Source organism: Candidatus Riesia pediculicola, assembly GCF_002073915.1.
Classification (GTDB): domain Bacteria; phylum Pseudomonadota; class Gammaproteobacteria; order Enterobacterales; family Enterobacteriaceae; genus Riesia; species Riesia pediculicola.
On the sequence record NZ_CP012841.1, the window covers coordinates 137,778 to 158,417 of the forward strand.

General features: G+C 26.4%; 16 protein-coding genes and 1 pseudogene. 9 read left to right on the forward strand and 8 right to left on the reverse strand.

Translation table 11 applies throughout. From position 1 onward, the window contains the following. Positions 1-45: 45 nt before the first annotated feature. Together trhP and AOE55_RS00670 are read right to left on the reverse strand one after the other, a co-directional pair. Complete coding sequence (gene trhP, locus AOE55_RS00665) at positions 46-1,359, reverse strand: prephenate-dependent tRNA uridine(34) hydroxylase TrhP (protein WP_013087835.1); 1,314 nt, start codon at positions 1,357-1,359, stop codon at positions 46-48. Between the two features lie 146 nt (positions 1,360-1,505). Continuing rightward, positions 1,506-2,057: pseudogene (locus AOE55_RS00670) on the reverse strand (magnesium transporter); the annotation flags it as partial. Positions 2,058-3,523: 1,466 nt separating this feature from the next. Here AOE55_RS00670 and upp point away from each other — a divergent pair. Both upp and dapA read left to right on the forward strand, forming a co-directional pair. Beyond that, positions 3,524-4,150: a uracil phosphoribosyltransferase gene (gene upp / locus AOE55_RS00675; protein WP_013087476.1), complete on the forward strand. Its 627-nt coding sequence runs from the start codon at positions 3,524-3,526 to the stop codon at positions 4,148-4,150. Positions 4,151-5,024: 874 nt separating this feature from the next. After that, the gene (gene dapA, locus AOE55_RS00685) at positions 5,025-5,942 is read left to right on the forward strand and encodes a 4-hydroxy-tetrahydrodipicolinate synthase (RefSeq protein WP_196769131.1); all 918 of its coding nucleotides are present in this window, start codon (positions 5,025-5,027) and stop codon (positions 5,940-5,942) included. Positions 5,943-5,986: 44 nt separating this feature from the next. On the opposite strand, the gene AOE55_RS00690 is transcribed toward dapA, so the two are convergent. The 3 genes from AOE55_RS00690 to gmk all read right to left on the reverse strand — a co-directional run bounded on the left by AOE55_RS00690 (position 5,987) and on the right by gmk (position 8,796). After that, positions 5,987-6,634 carry a helicase-related protein gene (locus AOE55_RS00690; protein WP_155760507.1) on the reverse strand — a complete coding sequence of 216 codons (648 nt, stop codon included), beginning with the start codon at positions 6,632-6,634 and terminating at the stop codon, positions 5,987-5,989. Next, positions 6,570-8,066: a DEAD/DEAH box helicase gene (locus tag AOE55_RS00695; RefSeq protein WP_013087457.1), complete on the reverse strand. Its 1,497-nt coding sequence runs from the start codon at positions 8,064-8,066 to the stop codon at positions 6,570-6,572. Before AOE55_RS00695 ends, AOE55_RS00690 begins: the two co-directional genes overlap by 65 nt. Before the next feature lie 82 nt (positions 8,067-8,148). Then, a complete protein-coding gene (gene gmk, locus AOE55_RS00700) occupies positions 8,149-8,796 on the reverse strand; it encodes a guanylate kinase (protein ID WP_080611644.1) in 648 nt (215 codons plus the stop codon). 368 nt (positions 8,797-9,164) lie between these two features. Between gmk and AOE55_RS00705 the strand changes: the two genes are divergently transcribed. Next, a complete protein-coding gene (locus AOE55_RS00705; protein ID WP_013087418.1) occupies positions 9,165-10,511 on the forward strand; it encodes a glycoside hydrolase family 10-like protein in 1,347 nt (448 codons plus the stop codon). Between the two features lie 14 nt (positions 10,512-10,525). Then, entirely contained in the window at positions 10,526-11,647 is a 1,122-nt protein-coding gene (gene asd, locus AOE55_RS00710) for an aspartate-semialdehyde dehydrogenase (protein ID WP_013087587.1), read from the forward strand. Between the two features lie 32 nt (positions 11,648-11,679). On the opposite strand, the gene gyrB is transcribed toward asd, so the two are convergent. Both gyrB and dnaN read right to left on the reverse strand, forming a co-directional pair. Beyond that, positions 11,680-14,097: a DNA topoisomerase (ATP-hydrolyzing) subunit B gene (gyrB, locus tag AOE55_RS00715; protein WP_013087818.1), complete on the reverse strand. Its 2,418-nt coding sequence runs from the start codon at positions 14,095-14,097 to the stop codon at positions 11,680-11,682. A gap of 356 nt (positions 14,098-14,453) precedes the next feature. Continuing rightward, complete coding sequence (gene dnaN / locus AOE55_RS00720) at positions 14,454-15,557, reverse strand: DNA polymerase III subunit beta (protein WP_013087429.1); 1,104 nt, start codon at positions 15,555-15,557, stop codon at positions 14,454-14,456. A 681-nt stretch (positions 15,558-16,238) separates the two neighbouring features. On the opposite strand from dnaN, the gene rpmH reads away from it, so the two are divergent. The 5 genes from rpmH to mnmE all read left to right on the forward strand — a co-directional run bounded on the left by rpmH (position 16,239) and on the right by mnmE (position 20,076). Then, positions 16,239-16,394, forward strand: a complete 156-nt coding sequence (gene rpmH, locus AOE55_RS00725; protein WP_013087682.1) for a 50S ribosomal protein L34 — start codon at positions 16,239-16,241, stop codon at positions 16,392-16,394. After that, a complete protein-coding gene (rnpA, locus tag AOE55_RS00730) occupies positions 16,391-16,741 on the forward strand; it encodes a ribonuclease P protein component (RefSeq protein ID WP_013087833.1) in 351 nt (116 codons plus the stop codon). The genes rpmH and rnpA overlap by 4 nt, the downstream gene beginning before the upstream one ends. Further along, entirely contained in the window at positions 16,705-16,920 is a 216-nt protein-coding gene (gene yidD / locus AOE55_RS00735; protein WP_013087560.1) for a membrane protein insertion efficiency factor YidD, read from the forward strand. The genes rnpA and yidD overlap by 37 nt, the downstream gene beginning before the upstream one ends. A 52-nt stretch (positions 16,921-16,972) precedes the next feature. Then, positions 16,973-18,616, forward strand: a complete 1,644-nt coding sequence (gene yidC, locus AOE55_RS00740) for a membrane protein insertase YidC (RefSeq protein ID WP_013087852.1) — start codon at positions 16,973-16,975, stop codon at positions 18,614-18,616. 77 nt (positions 18,617-18,693) lie between these two features. Further along, positions 18,694-20,076 carry a tRNA uridine-5-carboxymethylaminomethyl(34) synthesis GTPase MnmE gene (gene mnmE / locus AOE55_RS00745; RefSeq protein ID WP_041855168.1) on the forward strand — a complete coding sequence of 461 codons (1,383 nt, stop codon included), beginning with the start codon at positions 18,694-18,696 and terminating at the stop codon, positions 20,074-20,076. A gap of 57 nt (positions 20,077-20,133) precedes the next feature. Here the strand turns inward: mnmE and AOE55_RS00750 are convergent, their stop codons facing one another. Beyond that, positions 20,134-20,622, reverse strand: coding sequence for a TIGR00645 family protein (locus AOE55_RS00750; protein ID WP_013087441.1), 489 nt, complete (start codon positions 20,620-20,622; stop codon positions 20,134-20,136). Positions 20,623-20,640: the final 18 nt, after the last annotated feature.

Below are 20,640 nucleotides of genomic sequence, written 5' to 3' on the forward strand. Positions count from 1 at the left end.
GATTTTTTCGAAAAAATTGTAAAAAAATTCGAAAAAGGTCATATATTATATTGCGGTTTTATTGCCATTTTCTAAGTTTAGTAAAAGGATAGAAAATTTTAAATCAAATGGATTTTCTATCTCAGGAAGAGAAATATAGACTATTTCATTATTTTTTGCACAGAATATTGAGTTCCATCTTTCATCAAATATTTTTTTTATGAAAAATTGAATATTTTTTTTTGAATTCATAAGTTCAAGATTATTTCCTACACAAAACTTATTTTTTACCAGAACTTCGGCAAATCCTTCTTTGTATTTTCCAGTAAATTCCCCTACAAATTTTTGAGATGCAGATAGAGAGTGACTTCTTTCATAGTTTTGATGAAATTCACAAGATCGATCTTTTCTAAAGAAACCAGAAGTATATCCTCTGTTAGAGAGATTATTTAACATCCTAATTAAAGATTTGTTAATATTTTTTTTTCCGGAAATAACATCGTCGATAGCTCTTCTGTAGATTTGAGTTGTCCTAGCACAATAAAAAGTAGATTTTGATCTACCTTCTATTTTAAAAGATGAAACACCAGCTTCTATCAAATCACGAATACTTTCTATAGCGCATAAATCTTTAGAATTCATAATGTATGATCCGTGTTGATCTTCTATAATGGAAAGAACTTTGGAATCTGTCTGAAATCTTCCAATATCTGAAGATACTTCTTCTTCGCTAAAATCACGTCTTTTTAATGTTCTCCGATTTTTTTTGATAGAAAATGCTTTCCTGCAAGAATGGTCACAAACACCCTGATTAGAATCTTTTCTTTTTAAATATGAAGAGATCAAGCAACGACCGGAATATGCTATACAAAGCGATCCATGAATAAATACTTCTAGTTCAACTTTCGGATTATTTTTATGAATTTCGTATATTTCTTTAGTTGTTAGCTCTCTAGCAAGAATGATGCGTTTAATTCCAATATCTTTCCAAAATTTTACAGATAAAAAATTTGTTGTATTTGCTTGTACTGAAAGATGTATATTTATCTTTGGGAATTTTTTTTGAATTAACAAAATCATTCCTGGATCGGATACGATTATAGCATCTGGATTCATTTCAACGATTGGGGATATATCATCTATAAAAGTTTTAACTTTATTATTATGCGAAATAATGTTTGCTACAACATAAAACTTTTTTTTCATCTCGTGTGCTTCTCGTATGCATTGAACTAACTTTTTAGAATTTAGTTCGTTATTCCTTACTCTTAAACTATATCTAGGCAATCCTCCATAAACAGCATTTGCTCCATAATGAAAAGCATATCTCATATTTTTTACAGATCTGGCTGGAGATAAAAGTTCTATTTCTTGAGACATAAAATTTTTTAAAATTTATTTTTAATAAATAGGAATGAACTTGTATGGAATTTTCAAAAGTTCAATCGAAAAAACTCGCTACTTGGTTAAGTATAATTTCTTTTCAAAAATTTCTTTTATAAAGTAATTTAATCATTAAGATTTCCTTATATTAAAAAAAGAGTAGCTAACCAAAGAAATATAAAAAATCCGCTCGTATCGGTAATTGCAGTAATAATCACACTAGATCCGATCGCTGGATCTTTTCCAGACTTTATCATAATCAAAGGTATTGCTACACCAATTAAAGCAGCAGTCATCAAATTTAAAATCATGGCCAACGTCATAATAAAACTCATTTTTATACTATGATACAGAAAATAAATAATTATTCCTGCAATACTTCCACAAAATATCCCATTAATTAAAGCAACTCCTAATTCTCTTAAAAAGAGAAAAGAAATGTTATTTTTTTTGACTTGATGTAATGCTATAGCGCGAATAATTATCGCTGTAGTTTGATTTCCTGTATTTCCTCCTACACAAGCAACTATTGGCATAAGTGTTGCTAGAGTTACAATATGAGAAATGGTATTTTCAAAAACTTCGATCACCCTAGAAGCGATAAAAGCTGTACAAAGGTTAATTGTTGGCCAAATCCATCTGTTTCTAACAGATCTCCATATCGATGATGAGAAGATGTCTTCCACATGATTCAATTTAGCTTGATTATATTTCTCTCTTTTAATGATTTTTTCCAAAATTCTATCTTCAATAATTAATTGTTATGTTTGAGTTTATCACATTTAATTTTCTTCTAAATTTTTAAAATTATTCTATAAAGAAAATAATAATGATTTTTTAAAATTCATTAAATAAATATTTTTATGAGTAAATCGAATTGTAAAAATTATAATTCGAATTTTTCTAAGGAACGTTGAATCAAGATAAAATCTAAAAATTTTTTTAAACTTTATTCCAATCTTTCAACAGTTTGTTTCGTTAAAACGATACTTGAGAAAAGCCTTAAGAAAAATTCAGAAATAATCATCTAAACGATTTAAAATAATTAAATTCGATTATATTTATTAAAAAACACATATGTAATTTGAAGAAAGATCGATTTTCTCGATTCATTTAATCATTTTTTTTATTGTGAATTACAAATAATTTTTTCTTTAGTAAAATGATTTTTTTAAACATCAATTCAATAATTGAAACATGATCTTATTAATATTTTACATCATTAAAATGAATTTGAATTTAGAGATCTCTTAGATTTCTGATCATCTTTCGTTTCAGTGATAACAAGGTTTTTATCAAATTAATTTTTCGTTCAAGAATTTTAGTTTAAATAGGATTTCATAAAAATTTTTTAAGAAAGTAAACTAACTTAAAAATTTTTAAAAGATTTATAATTTCCCTGTCAATACATCTCATAAAAATTTTATCTAATATATTCAAAAAACATTATAAAATTTTCTGACTCTTCTTATTAAAAAATATCTGTCTTTACGAGATGAGTTATACGAGAGAACAAAAAACACTGTTAATCATATCCCCCAAATTCTTATCGTAATAATAGAAATTATTTTTTCTATTATATTTTCCTATATAAATAAAAAATATCCAATTATTAAACACTCTCTTTTATGAAAAAATTTATAGAAATTTTTCTATATCTGTTTATTTAAGAACATATTTTATCTTAAAGTTATGTACAAGAAATTTTTTTCGATAACAACTTTTATTAAAAAATTTCAATAACCTTTCTCTCAAAAGAGAAGGAGGGAGAATCGTAAGTCATTTATTTAAAGATTTTAATGAACAAGTGAGATATTGAAGATTTTTGATCAGTTTTTAAAAATTAATTAAAAATATTTTTATCCTTTTTGATTTGAAGAACTAAAAATTTAAATAATGGAAAAAATTTTAATTGTCCATAAAGATAAAAAATTATCTTTTTAAGATTGAAGTTTTTTAATATTTAAGTGACTTAAGTATGAATGATTGTTCTATATCTATAAAATAGAACGAGATTGTAATGTACAATATCTATCTTCTGTTTTTATAAAAAACTGTTGATTTTATTTATGTTAACTTAATAAAATTCAGAAAAATAGTTAAATAAACAGTCGGAACTAGTTTAATGATATTTTTATTCAAAAACAAGGAACAATGTATCATGAAAGTTATTGAAGTGAAACATCCTTTAGTCCAGCATAAACTGGGATTAATGAGACACAAAGATATTAATACTAAAAGTTTTCGAGAACTTTCTTCAGAAATAGGAAGTTTGTTGACTTATGAAGCAACGGCAAGTTTAGAAACTGAAACAATCATAATTGATGGATCGTTAGGTAAAGTAAAAGCAAAAAAAATAAAAGGAAAAAAAATTACTGTTGTTCCAATATTACGAGCTGGGCTTGGAATGATGGACGGAGTTTTGGAAAACATTCCAAGTGCAAGAATTAGTCTGGTAGGAGTATATCGAGATAAAGTAACATTGAAACCAATTTTATATTTCCAAAAGTTAGCTTCAAATATTGAAAAGAGAATGGCTTTAGTTTTAGATCCTATGTTAGCAACTGGAGGATCAATATTTTCTACAATTTCATTGTTAAAAAAATGTGGATGTAGATCCATTAAAGTAATTGTTATCGTTTCTTCTCCAGAAGGAATAGAGAAACTGAAGCTTTTTCATCCAGATATTGAACTATATACCGCTTCTATCGACAAAAGATTAAATGAGAATGGTTATATTATTCCTGGTTTAGGAGATGCAGGAGATAAGATTTTTGGTACAAAATAAAAAATAATCGAAAGATTTAAAAATTGGTCTTTTATATTTAATCATAATCAACAGACTTCTGATTTTTTAATTGGAAAAATTCTAAACAAAGTATATTCTGATTTAGTTATAGAAATTGTGCTTTCAGTTAATTTTTTAAGTTAAAAAACAAATATTTTTTTGAAGAAGATTTTTCTATTTATAACAAAAATCAAGAAAAATTTAAGTTTAAGGAAATGATCTTTAATTAATTTCAAAGATTTTGAGATATTCTTCAGATCTTGAGGAAAATACTATTTCATAGTAAAAAATGATTTTAAATGCGTCGTTTATTAAGTTATTTAAGATGAAAAATTTATTTTGGTTGATATTCAGAAAACAGTTATTCAACAAAAAAATTCAATACAATTAAAAAAGTTTTTAGAATTTCTAGATATTAGAACAATAAGAGTTTTATAAGGTTTTATACAGAAAGAATGTTTCCAATAGTTCTTATTATTTATAAATGAATACTAAAGAAAATTCTTATATTTATAAATGTATAAATTCATTTTCATAGCTATGTTACTATAATAAAAATGTGATGAAATGTATTGAGATTTTTAAATCTGATAAAATTAAAAGATCTGAAGATAATTTTGAAAGGGGTCGATTTTTTTCAAAAATGTTTTTTAAAAAAAATAGAGAATACTTTTGTAGATTGAACTTTCTAAAGAACAAAATCATTAAAACATCTTTAAAACGGATAAGTAGTAAAGATCTTTATAATTATTTATACTGCAATCGAATCTATAGAAATGAACGCAATTTTCTAAAAAATTTTTGATCTGAAAGAAATTTATTATTTTGGTATACGATATTTGAATGCTGGAATGAAAATAAAATGGAGAACTTCTTGAAAAAAACTCATCAAAAAAAAAATAGAAATAATTTTTTAGGAAATATTGTTGCGATTGTTACTCCAATGAAACAGGATGGAAACATAGATAAAGTAAGCTTAAAAAAAATAATTGAATATCATATTCGAGAAAAAACAAATTCTATTGTAATATTTGGAACTACTGGTGAATTCTCTAAAATTACAAGAAAAGAATACTTAGAAACTATTTTTTCTGCAGTAGAATATTCTGATAATAAAATACCAATTATTGTAGGGAACAACTCTATTTCGACAGAAGAAGCAATTTTAACTAATAAATTGGTTCAATGTTCTAAAATATCAGGTTGTCTTATCAACTCTCCAATATCTCAAACTATTCTTTCTCAAGAGGAACTTTATATTCATTTTAAGAAGATCGCTGAATCTTCTGAAGATTCTCAAATATTATTATATAATGTTCCTTCCAGAACTAAACAAAATTTATCACCATCAACAATCTCCAGACTATCTGAAATTGATAATATTATTGGAATTAAAGAAACGAGTCCTGATTTAAAAAGAATGCTTAAAATAAAGGAAGTAGTTAACGAGGATTTCATTATACTAAGCGGAAATGATCTGAATTTTTTCGATTTTATGTTGGCAGGAGCGGACGGTGTAATTTCCGTAGTTGCTAACATCGCAGCAAACTTAGTATTTGAGATCTGTTATTCCATTCGATTAGGAAAAATTAGGAAAGCAAAGAAGATATATTCCAATTTAAAACCATTGATTATAAAACTTTCATACTCCATTAATCCCATTCCAATCAAATTTGCATGCCACAAAATTGGATTGATTAGGTCAAATTATTCTAGAATAGAATTTAGAAAAGATAAAAAATTTAAGAAGTTTCAAAAAAGTTTAGAAAATTTTCTTTTAAACTTTTTTTAAAAAAAGAAATCAAGAATTTTTATATATTTGAACAATATTTCCTATTATTTGATTTTCCATCTTTTTATTATTCTTTCTGAAAGATTTCCATCTTTCTTACTTATACATCGTGCTACATCTTTGACTTGGCAAAACAATTGAGCATCTCTCTTTAAATTGGCGATCTTAAAAGAAGGATGACCCTTCTGTTTAATTCCTAAATTTTCTCCAGGTCCTCTTATTGAGAGATCTTTTCTAGCTATTTGAAGACCTTCTAGATTTTTTTTGAACATATTTAATCTAAATCTTGCTGCTTTATTTATAGAAGAAGAATATAGAAGTATACAAAAAGATTCCTGATTACTATTTCTTCCTACTCTTCCTCTGAGTTGATGTAATTGAGATAATCCTAATCTTTCCGGATTCTCGATAACCATTAGATTAGCATCTGGAATGTCTAAACCTACTTCTACTATTGTAGTGGAAATCAAGATTTGTATTTGGTTTCTTCGAAAATCAGAAATTATTTTTCTTTTATCTTCTGCTCTCATTTTTCCGTGAATCGATCCAATCTTTATTTTAGAAAAAGATTCTCTTAATTTATAATCGATTTCTACTAAAGATTTCACATCTGAATTTTTTGATTTTTCAATTACAGTACATATCCAATAAACTTTTATTTTTTTTTTTTTCGAATATATTTTTAATACGATAAATTAATTCATCTCTTCTGATATTTGAAATGATTATAGTACGCACTGGAATTCTTTTTGGATTATGAAGATTATCAATCGAAGAAGCATCAAGATTCGCATAAATTTGCATTGATAGTGTTCTAGGGATAGGAGTGGCCGTCATAATTAACTGATGTACATGTGTTCCACACAATTTACCTTTTTTTAATAGCTTTGATCTTTGACTTACACCAAAACGATGTTGTTCATCAATAATAACTAAGGATAAAGAACAAAAATCAATTTTGTCTTGAAATATAGAATGTGTTCCAATAATTACTAAAGCTTTTCCTTTCTTAATTTCATCTAGTTTGGATTCGTAATTCTTTCTATCGGAATCTTTACATAATTGAATTACTCTTTTTCCAATTGGTTTTAGAATTTTTTTAAAGAAATCTGCATGTTGTTTAGCAAGTATTTCGGTAGGAGTCATAAGAGCCACTTGCTTTTCGTTAGAAATAGCACAAAGTGAAGAAAATAAAGCAACTATCGTTTTTCCTGTACCTACATCTCCATATAATAACCTTTTCATAGGTACATTTTTTGATAAATCTGATTCAATTTCCTTGATTGCATTTTTCTGAGAATTTGTCAGAGAATATGGAAGATTTTGGATGATCTTCTTTTTAATTGATTGTTTTACAATTAACGGTGTTGCAGATAAAAGAAAGTTTCTTTTTTTTATTTTCAGAAAAGATAACTGAAAAGCTAGTAATTCCTCAAATATTAATCTTTTCTGAGCAGGGTGTTGATATTTCTTCAACTCGTTCAAAGAACATCTAGAATTTGGATGATGAATATTTTTAATTGCTTGTTGAAATCTTATAAAATTTTTATTGAACGGTTTAGGAATTAAATCTTGAACTATGCAGTGATCAATCATTCTAATTGATTTTTTTATTATTTTATGAATCTTATCTTGACGTATTCCAGAAATATTTGGATAAATTGGAGTTAAAAAATTACATAAAGAGAAATTTGAAAAAGAGTTCAATATTTTATATTCGGGATGAATCATAAAAATTTTATTTTTTTGACGATATGCTTTTCCATATACTTGAATATAGGAATTCTTTTTAAAAAATTTCTTCCTTAGAAAGGAACTATTGAAAAATTTAACTATTAATTCTCCAGAACGATCCCGAAGATATATTTCAACTTGATTTTTTTTTTCTTTCAAATTTTTTCTGAACACTTTTGCTGTTACAAAAGCTTCTTCTCCATTCTTCAACTCATTGATCAAAGATAATTTAGTTTGATCTTTATAGTTTTTAGGAAAATAAAAAATTAGATCTAAAATGCTATTTATTCCAGCACGATTTAACTTCCTTTTTTCTAAAAAACTGATTTTATTAATCTTTTCTACTGAAATATGATCCAAATCTTCTAGTTGAATGCGATTTTTGTTCATTTCGTTTTAACTAAAAATAAAGGGTATTTAAAGAATTATTTGAATTTTATAAAATTAAAAAATTTAGAAGATTTCTTTAAAGTTAATTTTCATAAAATATATCGTTCTTAAAAAAATTATAGATTAAATCTTGATTTCTTATGATTTGCTCTTTTGATCTAAGATGTTCTGATGTAATGATCGAATGAAGATCTTGAAGAGCTGAATCAAAATTATCGTTAATAACTATATAGTGATACTTCGGGCAATTCTTAATCTCTTTCACAACATTTTGCATTCTAAATTGTATTGATTCTCTGTCGTCTTGTTTTCTATCCAATAATCTCTTTCGAAGAGTTTTTTTACACGGAGGTAGGATAAATATACTTTTTGAAGATGGAATTTCTTTAAGTACTTTTTTAGTTCCTATCCAATCAATTTCTAAAATTACATCAAAACCTAACTTAATATTATCTTCAACAAATCTTTTTGGAGTACCATAATAGTTTCCAAAAATGGAAGCATATTCCAAAAAATCACTTCTTCTAATCATTCTCTGAAATTCTTCAACACTAACAAAGAAATAATTCTTCGCATTTGTCTCTTTAGGTCTAATTTTTCTAGTAGTATATGAAATAGAGAACTTTGTATTTCTCTGAATCTTTTTTGCTAAAGCTCTTAATAAACTGGATTTTCCTGTTCCACTCGGTGCTGAAACAATAAAAACTTTTCCTAGAATTGTTTTTTTCATTTTTTTAACAAAAAATTTTTAATTAGTTATGACCGATGTATCTCATAATGGGTAAATTCATTAATAATGAATATCTTTATAACATATGTAGTTAATTTTATTCAGATTCAAGATATGCTTAATCAAAAAATTTATTAATATTTATCAGATCGTAGATTTTTAAATTGATTATTATCCACATCTAAAATCAATTCTTAATTAATTTTTTTAAAAAAACTAAAGAGTTTCCATATAAAATGATAATTTTTTTTAAAAGATATTACTTTTCTGTTTGACTTTTATATTTTTTATAATGTTTTAAAATACAGTTTGAATAAAATGATTTGGCAATATCATGAACACGAACTGATTTAATAATGAAGATTTATATGACAGTGAAAGACAAGTATGATCTATCTTTAGAAAGCAGGTCAAAAAATCATTATAGAAATTTTTGGTTATACATTTTATACATATTAATTTTAAGTCTTTTTCTTTGTACTTTGTTTGAAAAACAAGCTGACTCTTCAGGTATAAGAGGAATATGGATAGCTACAATATTTGGGTTAGATTGGCCTCATTCATCATCATCGACTTCATTTTTTCGAACTTCTATTGATAGAAGAATAAAACAACAAAAAAATAGCTTAATAAAAAAGTTGAATAGTCTGAGAAAAATTGGAATTAATACAATTTTTTTTCAGGTAAAGCCAGATGGAACATCTTTGTATCGATCTCGTATTTTACCTTGGTCAAATGTATTGACTGGAAAAATTGGAAAAGATCCTGGATATGATCCACTAAAATTTATCATAAAAGAAGCACATAAAAGAAATCTAAAAATACATGCTTGGTTAAATCCATATAGAGTTTCCACGAAAACAGATTCAAAAACTATATCATCTTTGAAAGATACTGCTTTTTCTTGTTTACCAAGCGTATACGTTAAACATAATAATTGGATAAAAATTTCTCACAATCAATTTGTATTGGATCCAGGTCTACCAGAAGTTCGTAAGTGGATCATTAAAATAGTCGAAGAGATTGTAAAATTTTACGATGTGGACGGAATTCATTTTGATGATTACTTTTATTATGAAGATTCTTTTTCAAAATTAGAAGATGATGATACGTACTATAAGTATTCCAATCGATTTTCCAATAAGGAAAATTGGAGAAGAAATAATACTTTTCTTCTAGTTAGAGAAGTATATAAAAAAGTTCATGCTATTAAACCTAACGTAAAATTTGGAGTGAGCCCGATGGGTATATGGAGAAATGTTGGCAACGATCCTTCAGGATCCAACACTGATTCTAAAAATTCTTCGTATGATTCTTGTTATGCAGATATTAAATTATGGATCAAAAGTGGAATCTTAGATTATGTAATTCCCCAAATATATTGGTCTTCTTCTTACAAAATTGCTAAGTATAACGTATTAGTGAAATGGTGGGCTGATCTTATCAAAAGTTCAAGAACTAAATTATGCATCGGATTAGCTTTATATAAAGCTGGGACTTATAGTTTAAAAGAACCTGATTGGTTTGAAAACTACGGAATTACAGAAATTAAAAAACAATTAGATTTTAACGATAATATTTCGGAAATAGATGGGGTTGTTTTATTCAGAGAATCGTTTCTTACAAGTTCTTCTAAAATATCTAAAAAAATCGTAGAATACTTGCAAAAGAGATGGAAAGTAAACAAAAGGAATAATTTTAACTCACCTGTTTGAATTCGAGACAATTTATGTATAACGTTGGATTTATTGGATGGAGAGGTATGGTAGGATCTGTCTTATTGAAAAGGATGAGAGAACAAGGAGATTTTAAGAGTATAAATCCTTTCTTTTTAAGTACATCTCAATTTGGAAAAGAAAGATCTGTTATATATGAACAAAAAACAAAAAAAATACTCGATGCATTTGATTTAGATGTTTTATCATCTTTAGATATTATAGTTTGCTGTGCAGGAAATTATTATACAAATCAAATGTATTTCAAATTAAAAAAAACCCATTGGAAAGGATATTGGTTAGATTCTGCTTCTTCTATAAGAAGGTTAGAAGAAAGTTTAATAGTTCTAGATCCAATAAACAAAAAAAAGATTTATCAATCTTTAGAAAGTGGTGTGAAGACGTTCGTAAGTGGAAATTGTGTCGTTAATCTAATGCTGATGTCTTTAATAGAACTCTTTCGAAAAAATCTTATTGAATGGATTTCCGTATCCACTTATCAATCCGTTTCTGGAGCTGGATCGAATGCTATTTTAAGACTGATTGAACAAATTGAAGAAATATCCAAAGAATTTTATAAAAGTTATCTAAGCAAATCTAATTTGAAAAAATCGATAGAAAAAGAGTTTCTTTCCTACATTCAAAAATATTCTAAAGAAAAAGAGTTGTCTTTAGTAGTTAATACAATTCCTTGGATTGGAAAAGAAAATATTTTGTATGATGGAAGAACCTCAGAAGAATGGAAAATTCAGAATGAAGTTAACAGAATTTTAGGACTTAATAAGAACAACCTAATATCGATCGATAGTACATGTGTACGAGTCGGATCTGTTAGATGTCATGGTCAATCTTTTTTAATAAAACTAAAAAGAAACATTTCAATTCAGAATATACAAGAAATTTTAAAAAAAAACCATGAATGGATAAATATTGTTCCTAACGAGAAAAAAGAAACTTTAAAAAAATTAACTCAATCAAAGGTTATGGGAACCTTAGATATCAATGTGGGAAGAATTCGAAAAATGAAATTTGGAAAAAAGTATATTTCTCTATTCTCAGTGGGTGATCAATTATTATGGGGATCGGCAGAACCTTTGAGAAGAATGTTAAAAATATTAATCAAAAAGAAAAATTGAGAAATCCTTTTGAGAAAAATCATTATTAATTTCTATATATCAATATTCTTTACTTCAATTGCATTCTTCTCAATAAAATATCTTCTTTTTTCTACTTCATTGCCCATCAATATTGAGAACAATCGATTAGCTTCGATAGCATCTTTTATTTTAACTTGTACTAGTTTACGAGTTTTTGGATTCATCGTAGTTTCCCATAATTGTTTCGGATTCATTTCTCCTAATCCCTTATATCTTTGAATCACCAATCCTTTAAGAGATTTTTTATATAACCAAATCAAAGCTTCTTCAAAAGAGAAAAATTGAAGATTATTCTTACCTTTTTTGAGATAAATAATTGATTTTTCATTCAAATTAAAAAAGAATGCACTATTTTCAGAAATGATTTTATATTCATAACTTTCGATAAATGCGCGATCAATTAAATAATTTTCTCTTTTTCCATATCTTTCAATTGAAATGATTAAATCAAAATATGAATCACATTGAGTACTTCTTCGAATACAATAGTTGTACTTTTCTCCAATCCTATTTTTTTTCTTCAGATATTTTATTAAAATCTCTGCCCAATCCTTTAACTTTTTTTGATTTCTGAAGCAATTTTCATCTAAAACTCTTTGATATATTAAACTTTCTAAAAATATTTTTGAGTATTTTTTCTCACAGCTCTTAATAATATTTTGTATATACTTATATTGAATAATAATCTTTTTTAGCTCTTTTCCCTTCAAAATTAACTTTGATGAAGAGTTCACATACATCGTAGTGTCTTCTGAAATATAGGAAATCAAATATTCATTCATTTTCAATTCATCTTGTATATAATGATTCATCTTTCCTTTTTTTATTTTATAAAGAGGAGGTTGAGCTATATAAATATGTCCTCTCTTAATTATTTCTGGCATTTGTCTATAAAAGAAAGTTAATAGAAGAGTACGTATATGAGAACCATCCACATCAGCATCTGTCATAATAATGACACTATGATATCTTAGCTTATCTGGATTATGCTCTTTTTCTCCGATTCCACATCCTAAAGCTGTTGTTAAAGAAACTACTTCTTGAGAATTTAATATACGATTTAACTGAGATTTCTCAACATTTAAAATCTTTCCTTTCAATGGTAAAATAGCTTGATTTTTTCTATTTCTTCCCTGCTTTGCAGAACCTCCTGCAGAGTCTCCTTCAACAAGATATAATTCCGAAAGCTCTGGATTCTTCTCTCTACAATCTGCTAGTTTTCCAGGGAGATTGGACAAAATCATTGATCCTTTTTTTCTATTGATTTCTCTAGCTTTTTTAGCTGCTTCTCTAGTACGAGCACAACTTAAAATTTTTTCAAGAATTGATTTTGTATCACTTGGATTTTCCAAAAGATATTCATCTAGATTTTTACTGACTAAATTTTCAACTATGCTCTTAATTTCTGAAGTTACTAATTTATCTTTTGTTTGAGAAGAAAATTTTGGATTTGGTGTTTTTACGGATATGACAGCCGTTAATCCTTCTCTAGTATCTTCTCCTATTATTTTAGTTTTATTTTTTTTTGGTTGTTTTTGAATATATTTTTTTAAAGTTCTAGTAATCGCGCTTCTAAATCCAATTAAATGTGATCCTCCTTCTTTTTGTGGAATATTGTTTGTGTAGCACAAAACATTTTCCTGAAAACCTTCATTCCATTGAACCGCGACTTCTATAGAAGTTTCTTTTTCTTTTTCGAAGAAATAAAAAATTTTTGAATGGATTGGTATCTTTTGCGAGTTGAGATATTTGATAAATGATCTGATCCCTCCTTTATTACGAAGACGTATCTTCTTGTTGTTTCTAATATCGGTTAAATGAATCGAGATATTGGAATTTAGAAAAGATAACTCCTGCATGCGATTTAACAAGCTACTATACTTAAATGTATGAACATTTTTAAAAATTTGTAAGTCCGGCCAAAAATGGATAAAAGTTCCTCGAACTTTAGTAGTTCCTATCTCTGTCAAAGGAGAAATTGGTTTTCCAAATTTATAATTTTGTTGATATTTTTTGCCTTCTCTAAAAATAACTAATTTTAGTCTCGAGGAAAGTGCGTTTACTACTGATATTCCGACTCCATGTAGCCCACCAGAAACTTTATAAGTTTGATTGTCAAACTTCCCCCCAGCATGTAAAAATGTCATAATTACTTCTGCTGCAGATACTCCTTCTTGATGAAGATCTGTAGGTATCCCTCTTCCATTATCTAGCACTGAAATTGAGTTATCTTCATGTATCGTGAGATCAATTCTATTACAATATCCTTCTAATGCTTCATCTATAGAATTATAAATTACCTCAAATACCATATGATGTAGACCAGTTCCATCATCTGTATCTCCGATATACATTCCGGGACGTTTTCTAACTGCTTCTAAACCTTTCAGAACTTTTATATTTGAAGAGTTGTAAATATCCGTTTTCATTCAAAGTATCTCTTTTCTTTAATGGTTTTATCATTATTCGTTTCTTATCAGAATGAAAACCATTTTTCAATTAATTTTTTCATGTATTATGAATATGAAAAATCGTTTTCAAATAAATCTCTATTAATACTTTCAAATTAGAGATCTAAACAGATAAAATTTATGAATTTTAAAGATTAATTTTCTAATAAATATCTATATAAATATCTTATTTTGTACTAAAAAAGAAAAACATATTTTTTATAAATCAAAATAAACTTTTTTTACAGTCAAAAATATTTAAATAACTTCATAAATTTTTAGAGAATTCAAAATAATTTTTCTATTGATTTATATTCAATTTTTATATAGTTGAATCATATTCTTATTGGCATAATAACATAAAAAGACAATCGATTCGATATACCTTGTATTCTAATATATGAGATAGAATCCGTTATTTCTATCTTCACATTCTCACATTGAATAATGTTAAGAACATCTAGAACATATTTGATATTTAAATAAATTTTGACAGGAGAATCTTGATACTGAGAATCGATAGATTCTTCGTATTCTCCTTGATCAAAATTTTTTGTAGTAATTCTTATTAAATTATTTTCAAAAACAAAACATGCATTCTGATTTTTATCATTTAATAATATTAAAGCTCTAGAACACATTTCTTTAAAAAGAATACGATTTACAGTGACAATCTTTTTTTTGTTTCTTGATAAAACACTTTCATAATTTGGAAAATTTCCATTTATTAGCTTGGCATGAAAGGAAATATTATTGATATCCATTCTAAAATCTTTTTCTCCAATAAAAACTTGCAAAAAATCATCATTATTTTCCAATAATTTAAGACATTCAACAATACTTCTTCTTGATAAAAGAACGGAGAAATCATTTTGACTTCCAAATTGGATTTTTACGTAACTTGCAGACAATCTATGTCCATCTGTAGAAACCATTTTGATATAATTCTCCCTTTTTTCTAGAAGCATACTATTTAAATAATATCTTGCATCTTGAAAACCCATCGAGATCTTAGTTGACAAAATCAGTCTTTTCCATTCCATTTGAGAGATCTTAAAATTTGAATTTGCGTTCCAAATAACTAATTTTGGAAAATCAAATTCAGAAAATACTAAAATTGAAAATTTACTTCTTCCGTAAAATATAATAAGATTTTTTTTGTTAAAAAAGAAATAGATTTTAGACTTTGGTTGAGAATTTAAACAGATGTTAAAGAACTTTCGTATGGAAACTACAATCGATCCATCTTGGTCAGAATACATTAATTTAACTTTAGCTATTATCCCAATTTCAGAATCTAAATAAGTTAAACTAAGAATATTATCTTTTACTGATAACAAAATTTTATCACAAGAAAAATTTGTGATTTTGCTATTAGCTACTCCGTATATTTTTTTCATCGATTTAAATAAAATCTCTTTTTGAATGATAAATTTCATATCTGATTCGCAATTTGTTTGATTCTTTAAATTATATATGTTCGTAAAATGAAATTATGTTCATCTTTTTTAAAAACGATATCATGCACTTGAACTAATTTAAAAATCATAAATATATAATGAATGATATATAATATAAACAGATCATTTGAATGCTAGAAATATCTCAAAAATTATATTTGAAGATCAAACTAGCAATTTTGAAAAATAAAATTTATATTCATAAATCGACGATATATAAAAATATCAAAAAATGACTCGAATAAGAAGTAATTTGATAAACTATTGAAATTGTGTGATCTATATGTTTAGATTCTTCTAAGAAGAAGGTTCTTTTATAAAACGTGGAAAGTTAATTGTATCAACATAATTTCAAACTGAAGGATGAGATTAACAAAAAATGAGATTTTTCTTTTATCTCAGTTTGAATGGCAATTTCCATATTAAATAAATCAGATGTATTCCAAATGGAATAATATTTGCTTTCTTCTCTTATTTTAAAATTCAAATATGTAATGTAAGTTATAGAATATTTTTACACTAATCTTTCATAGTTTGATTAAATTTTAATAGATGGTAAAATTTAAAAAGGTTATGAAAATTTGAAACGAAAGGAATATTTTTTAAACGTTTATCTTAAATAGTTTTTTTAACATCACTTATTTCTTAATAAGAAACTTCATGAAACGCACTTTCCAACCTTCTATATTAAAGAGACTTCGAACTCATGGATTTCGTAGTAGAATGTCGAAGAAAAGCGGTAGAATCATTTTATCTCGTCGAAGATCTAAAAGAAGAGTTAAGATAACTGTATCTTCGGAAAAGAAGAAGAAATGAAATTTTCTAAAAAATTTAGACTATCGAAAAAGAAATTTTTTGATAGAGCTTTTAAGAATCCAAAAAAGGTTTCATATAATGGAATCGTCATATTCGCTAAAGAAAACTTTTTACAATATCCAAGGATAGGTTTAATAATTTCGAAAAAAAATATTAAACATTCTTCTGAACGAAATAGAATAAAGAGACTAATTAGAGAATGTTTTAGATTAAATCTTTTTTTCTTAAAAAAGATGGACTTTATTGTTTTAGTAAAAAGAAATTTAAAAAATTTAGAAAATAGAAGAATTAACAAAACATTGAATAAGTTATGGACTCAATATTATCATTCTCCTCAAAAATTGTAATTTTTTTAATAACCATATATCAGAAACTTGTTAGTCCTTTTCTTGGAAATCATTGTCGATTTAAAATTTCTTGCTCCGAATATTCAATTGAAACAATCAAAAAGTTAGGTTTAATAAAAGGTTCTTACTATTCTTTTAAAAGAATATTGAGTTGTCATCCATTGTATTTTCATAACTGAAATAATTTGAAAAAAACTTATCGATACTGATCTTAACAGCAAAAAAATTCTCATGTATCTTCAAAAGAACTTACTTTTCATTGCATTGTTATTCTTCTCTTCTTTAATTTGGCAAATATGGAAAAATGACAAAGTTCAAGAAAAGACTTTAATTAACGCAGAGTCAAATGATATTCCTTTAGATAGAAGCTCAAAATATCAAATTCAAAAAGGAGAATATAATTCTTTTATAAAAGTTAAAACAAATGTTTTTGAGATACTTCTTGATAAGAAAGGAGGAGATATACATAGAGTTGATTTAATTCAATATAAGAAGAAACTGAATTCTGACGAACCTTTCAGAATAATAGACACAAAAGAAGATTTTGTATATCAAGTTCAAAGTGGATTTATCGGAAAAAATGGTCCAGATAATATTAGTTACAACAATGGCATTCGACCTACCTATTCTTCCAGAAGAGATTATTTTATAATCGATAATGAAAAAGAATACATCAAGGTTCCATTAATTTTTGTTAGTAAAAATAATGTAATATATGAAAAAATTTATGTGTTCAAGAGAGATCAGTACGATATTGAAGTAGAATATCGAATCACAAATAACAGTGCAGAAAATATTGAAATATCCATATTTGGTCAACTCAAGCAAAATGTAGAAGAATCTTACGATAATAGATTAGAAAATCGTAATTTTTCCGTCCGTTCTTACAGAGGAGCAGCGTATTCATCTGATCAAACAAAGTACAAAAAATGTACATTTAAAGATCTCATGAAAAAAAAATTAGAAATTCATACAAAAAGTGGATGGATTGCAATGCTACAACAATATTTTGCGAGTGCATGGATATTAAATGATCAATATATAAATTCCGTATATTCGATCAATTTTCAAGGAAAATCTGCAATTATTGGTTATAGAACTCCAAAGATTCTAATAAAAAGCAATGAAAGATTTCAGTATATTTCGAAATTATGGATTGGTCCAGAATTACAAACTGAAATGTCAAAAGTAGCTAACTATTTGGATCTAACTGTAGATTATGGATGGCTTTGGTTCATTTCTCAGCCTTTATTTCAATTATTACAATTCATTTATCGTTTTGTCGGAAATTGGGGCTTTTCTATCGTTATCATCACTTTTATTGTTAGAGGACTAATGTATCCGTTAACTAAAGCCCAATACATCTCCATGGCAAAAATTAGATTATTACAACCTAAATTGGAAGAAATTAAAAATAGAATAGGAGAAGATAAGAACAAAATGAGCCAAGAAGTTGTAGAACTATATAGAAAAGAAAAAGTTAATCCATTAGGGGGCTGTTTACCGTTAATAATACAAATGCCAATATTTCTTGCTCTGTATTATATGTTAATAGGATCGGTAGAATTAAGACAAGCTCCTTTTATATATTGGATACAAGATTTATCTTCCAAAGATCCATATTATTTTCTCCCATTATTGATGGGATGCACAATGTATTTCATTCAAAAGATGTCTCCTAATACTAATACTTCTGAACTGTCCAGAGAAAAAATAATTAATTACATTCCAATATTCTTTACGATATTTTTTTTATGGTTTCCTTCAGGATTAGTTTTGTATTACATCATAAGTAATTTGGTAACGATTATTCAACAAAAAGCTATTTACCGTTTTTTAAAGAAAAAAGGATTAAGAAAATTCGATAAGAATTGATTTTTTTTAATTGACTTTTCTAAAGTTTTGTCTCGTTTCTTTCTGATCTAATTGAAGATTCTTTGAGAAAAAATCATATGATAATAGATGATCTACAAGACACAATTGTTGCTCAGTCCACTCCACCAGGAATCGGTGGAATTGGGATATTAAGGATCTCTGGAACAGAGATCGATCAAGTATGTCAAAAAATATTGAAAAGAAAATTACAACCAAGATACGCTACTTATTTACCGTTTTATGGAGAATTCGATCAAGTAATAGATCATGGGATTGCGATATATTTCATAAAACCAAATTCCTTTACTGGAGAGAATGTTCTAGAACTTCACGCTCATGGCGGACAAATTATCATAGATATTTTAATGGAAAATATTTTAAAATTTCCTAGAATTAGGGTAGCATATCCAGGAGAATTCACCAAACGTGCTTTTTTAAATAATAAAATTGATTTGATTCAAGCAGAATCCATTTGTGAACTAATTCACGCTAATACCAGAGAGGCCGCTAGAAATTCTGTTAAATATGTCGAAAAAAATTCTAAATTTTCTAAGAATCTATTTTCTATAAAAAAAATGGTTGAAGAAATTCAATCCTTGGTCGAAATAAAAATTAATTTTCCAGAAGAAAACCTTTCTTTTTCCAAAGATAATTTAAGTTGTAAGATACAAGATGTTATTCTAAAATTAGAAAATTTAATTGATGGTTTAATCTATAATTCTAATGTTTCTGAATTCATTAAGATTTCCATTGTCGGAAAGCCAAATTCAGGGAAATCTAGTTTGATGAATATTTTATCAGAAAAAGAGGCTTCCATTGTTACTTCGATTCGAGGAACTACAAGAGATATTATCAAAGAAAATATACATATTCATGGAGTTTCTGTTCAAATTTCTGACACGGCAGGAATAAGAAGATCCAAAAATGAGATAGAAAGAATTGGAATAAAAAAAGCCTTAAAAGAATTAAAAGAATCAGAACATGTTTTGTATGTAACAGAAGATGTAATATGCAAAAATTTTTTCTCAGAAAAAAATAATATCTTATCAATTCTTAAAAAAAATTTTTCTTCTTCTAAGTCTTTCACTATTATTAAAAATAAAATAGATATTGATAATTTATCCTCTGGAATTAAAGTAATAGAAGGATGTACGGTAATTTTTTTGTCTTCTAAAACAAAAGATGGATTAGAGATGCTAAAAACACATCTTAAGAAGATCTTACAAAATAGAAATCATATCGAAAATAAATTCTTATCTAAACATCGATATAGGCTACTTTTGAAAAAATCTTTAAAACATCTAAAAAAGATAGAGAACGTTTCTAACTATTCGATAGAAATCTTAGCAGAAGAAATCAAACTGACTAATGAATACTTAGATCAGATATTTGACGGAAGGAGATACTATCCCCAAAACATGTTAAACGATATTTTTTCTAACTTTTGTATCGGAAAATAAGTCGATGAAAATAATCTCAAAAATTAAAAATTTTTTTTAAATTCAATCGCTCAAAATTCACTTTTTTCCCATTCGATCAATATAGGACATTCCGAAAGCTGACAAAACAAAAGTTAAATGAACAATAACACTCCACATTATTTTATTATCCGATACTTTTTCTGCTTCCATAAATAATCGAAGTAAATGTACTGAAGAAATTGCTACAATGGAAGAGGCCACTTTATTCTTAATGGAATTAACGTCCATTTTTCCCATCCAACTTAGTTTTTGGTGTTTGTCATCTACAGTCATCTTTAAAATGAAGTTCTCATAACTGGAAAACATAACCATTACTAATAATCCTCCTACTAAAGCAATATCGACTAAAGAAAGAACTGTGAGTATCAAACCAGATTCATCGATCATAAAAAGTTCTGGAATAGTACAAAGAACCTTTTGAAAAAATTTTAGAGTTAGCAAAATAAACCCAAAGGATAATCCCATATATACAGGAAATAGCAACCATCTCGATATATAAATAATCTTTTCAATTAATTTCTTCATATTTGATCTAACAAACAA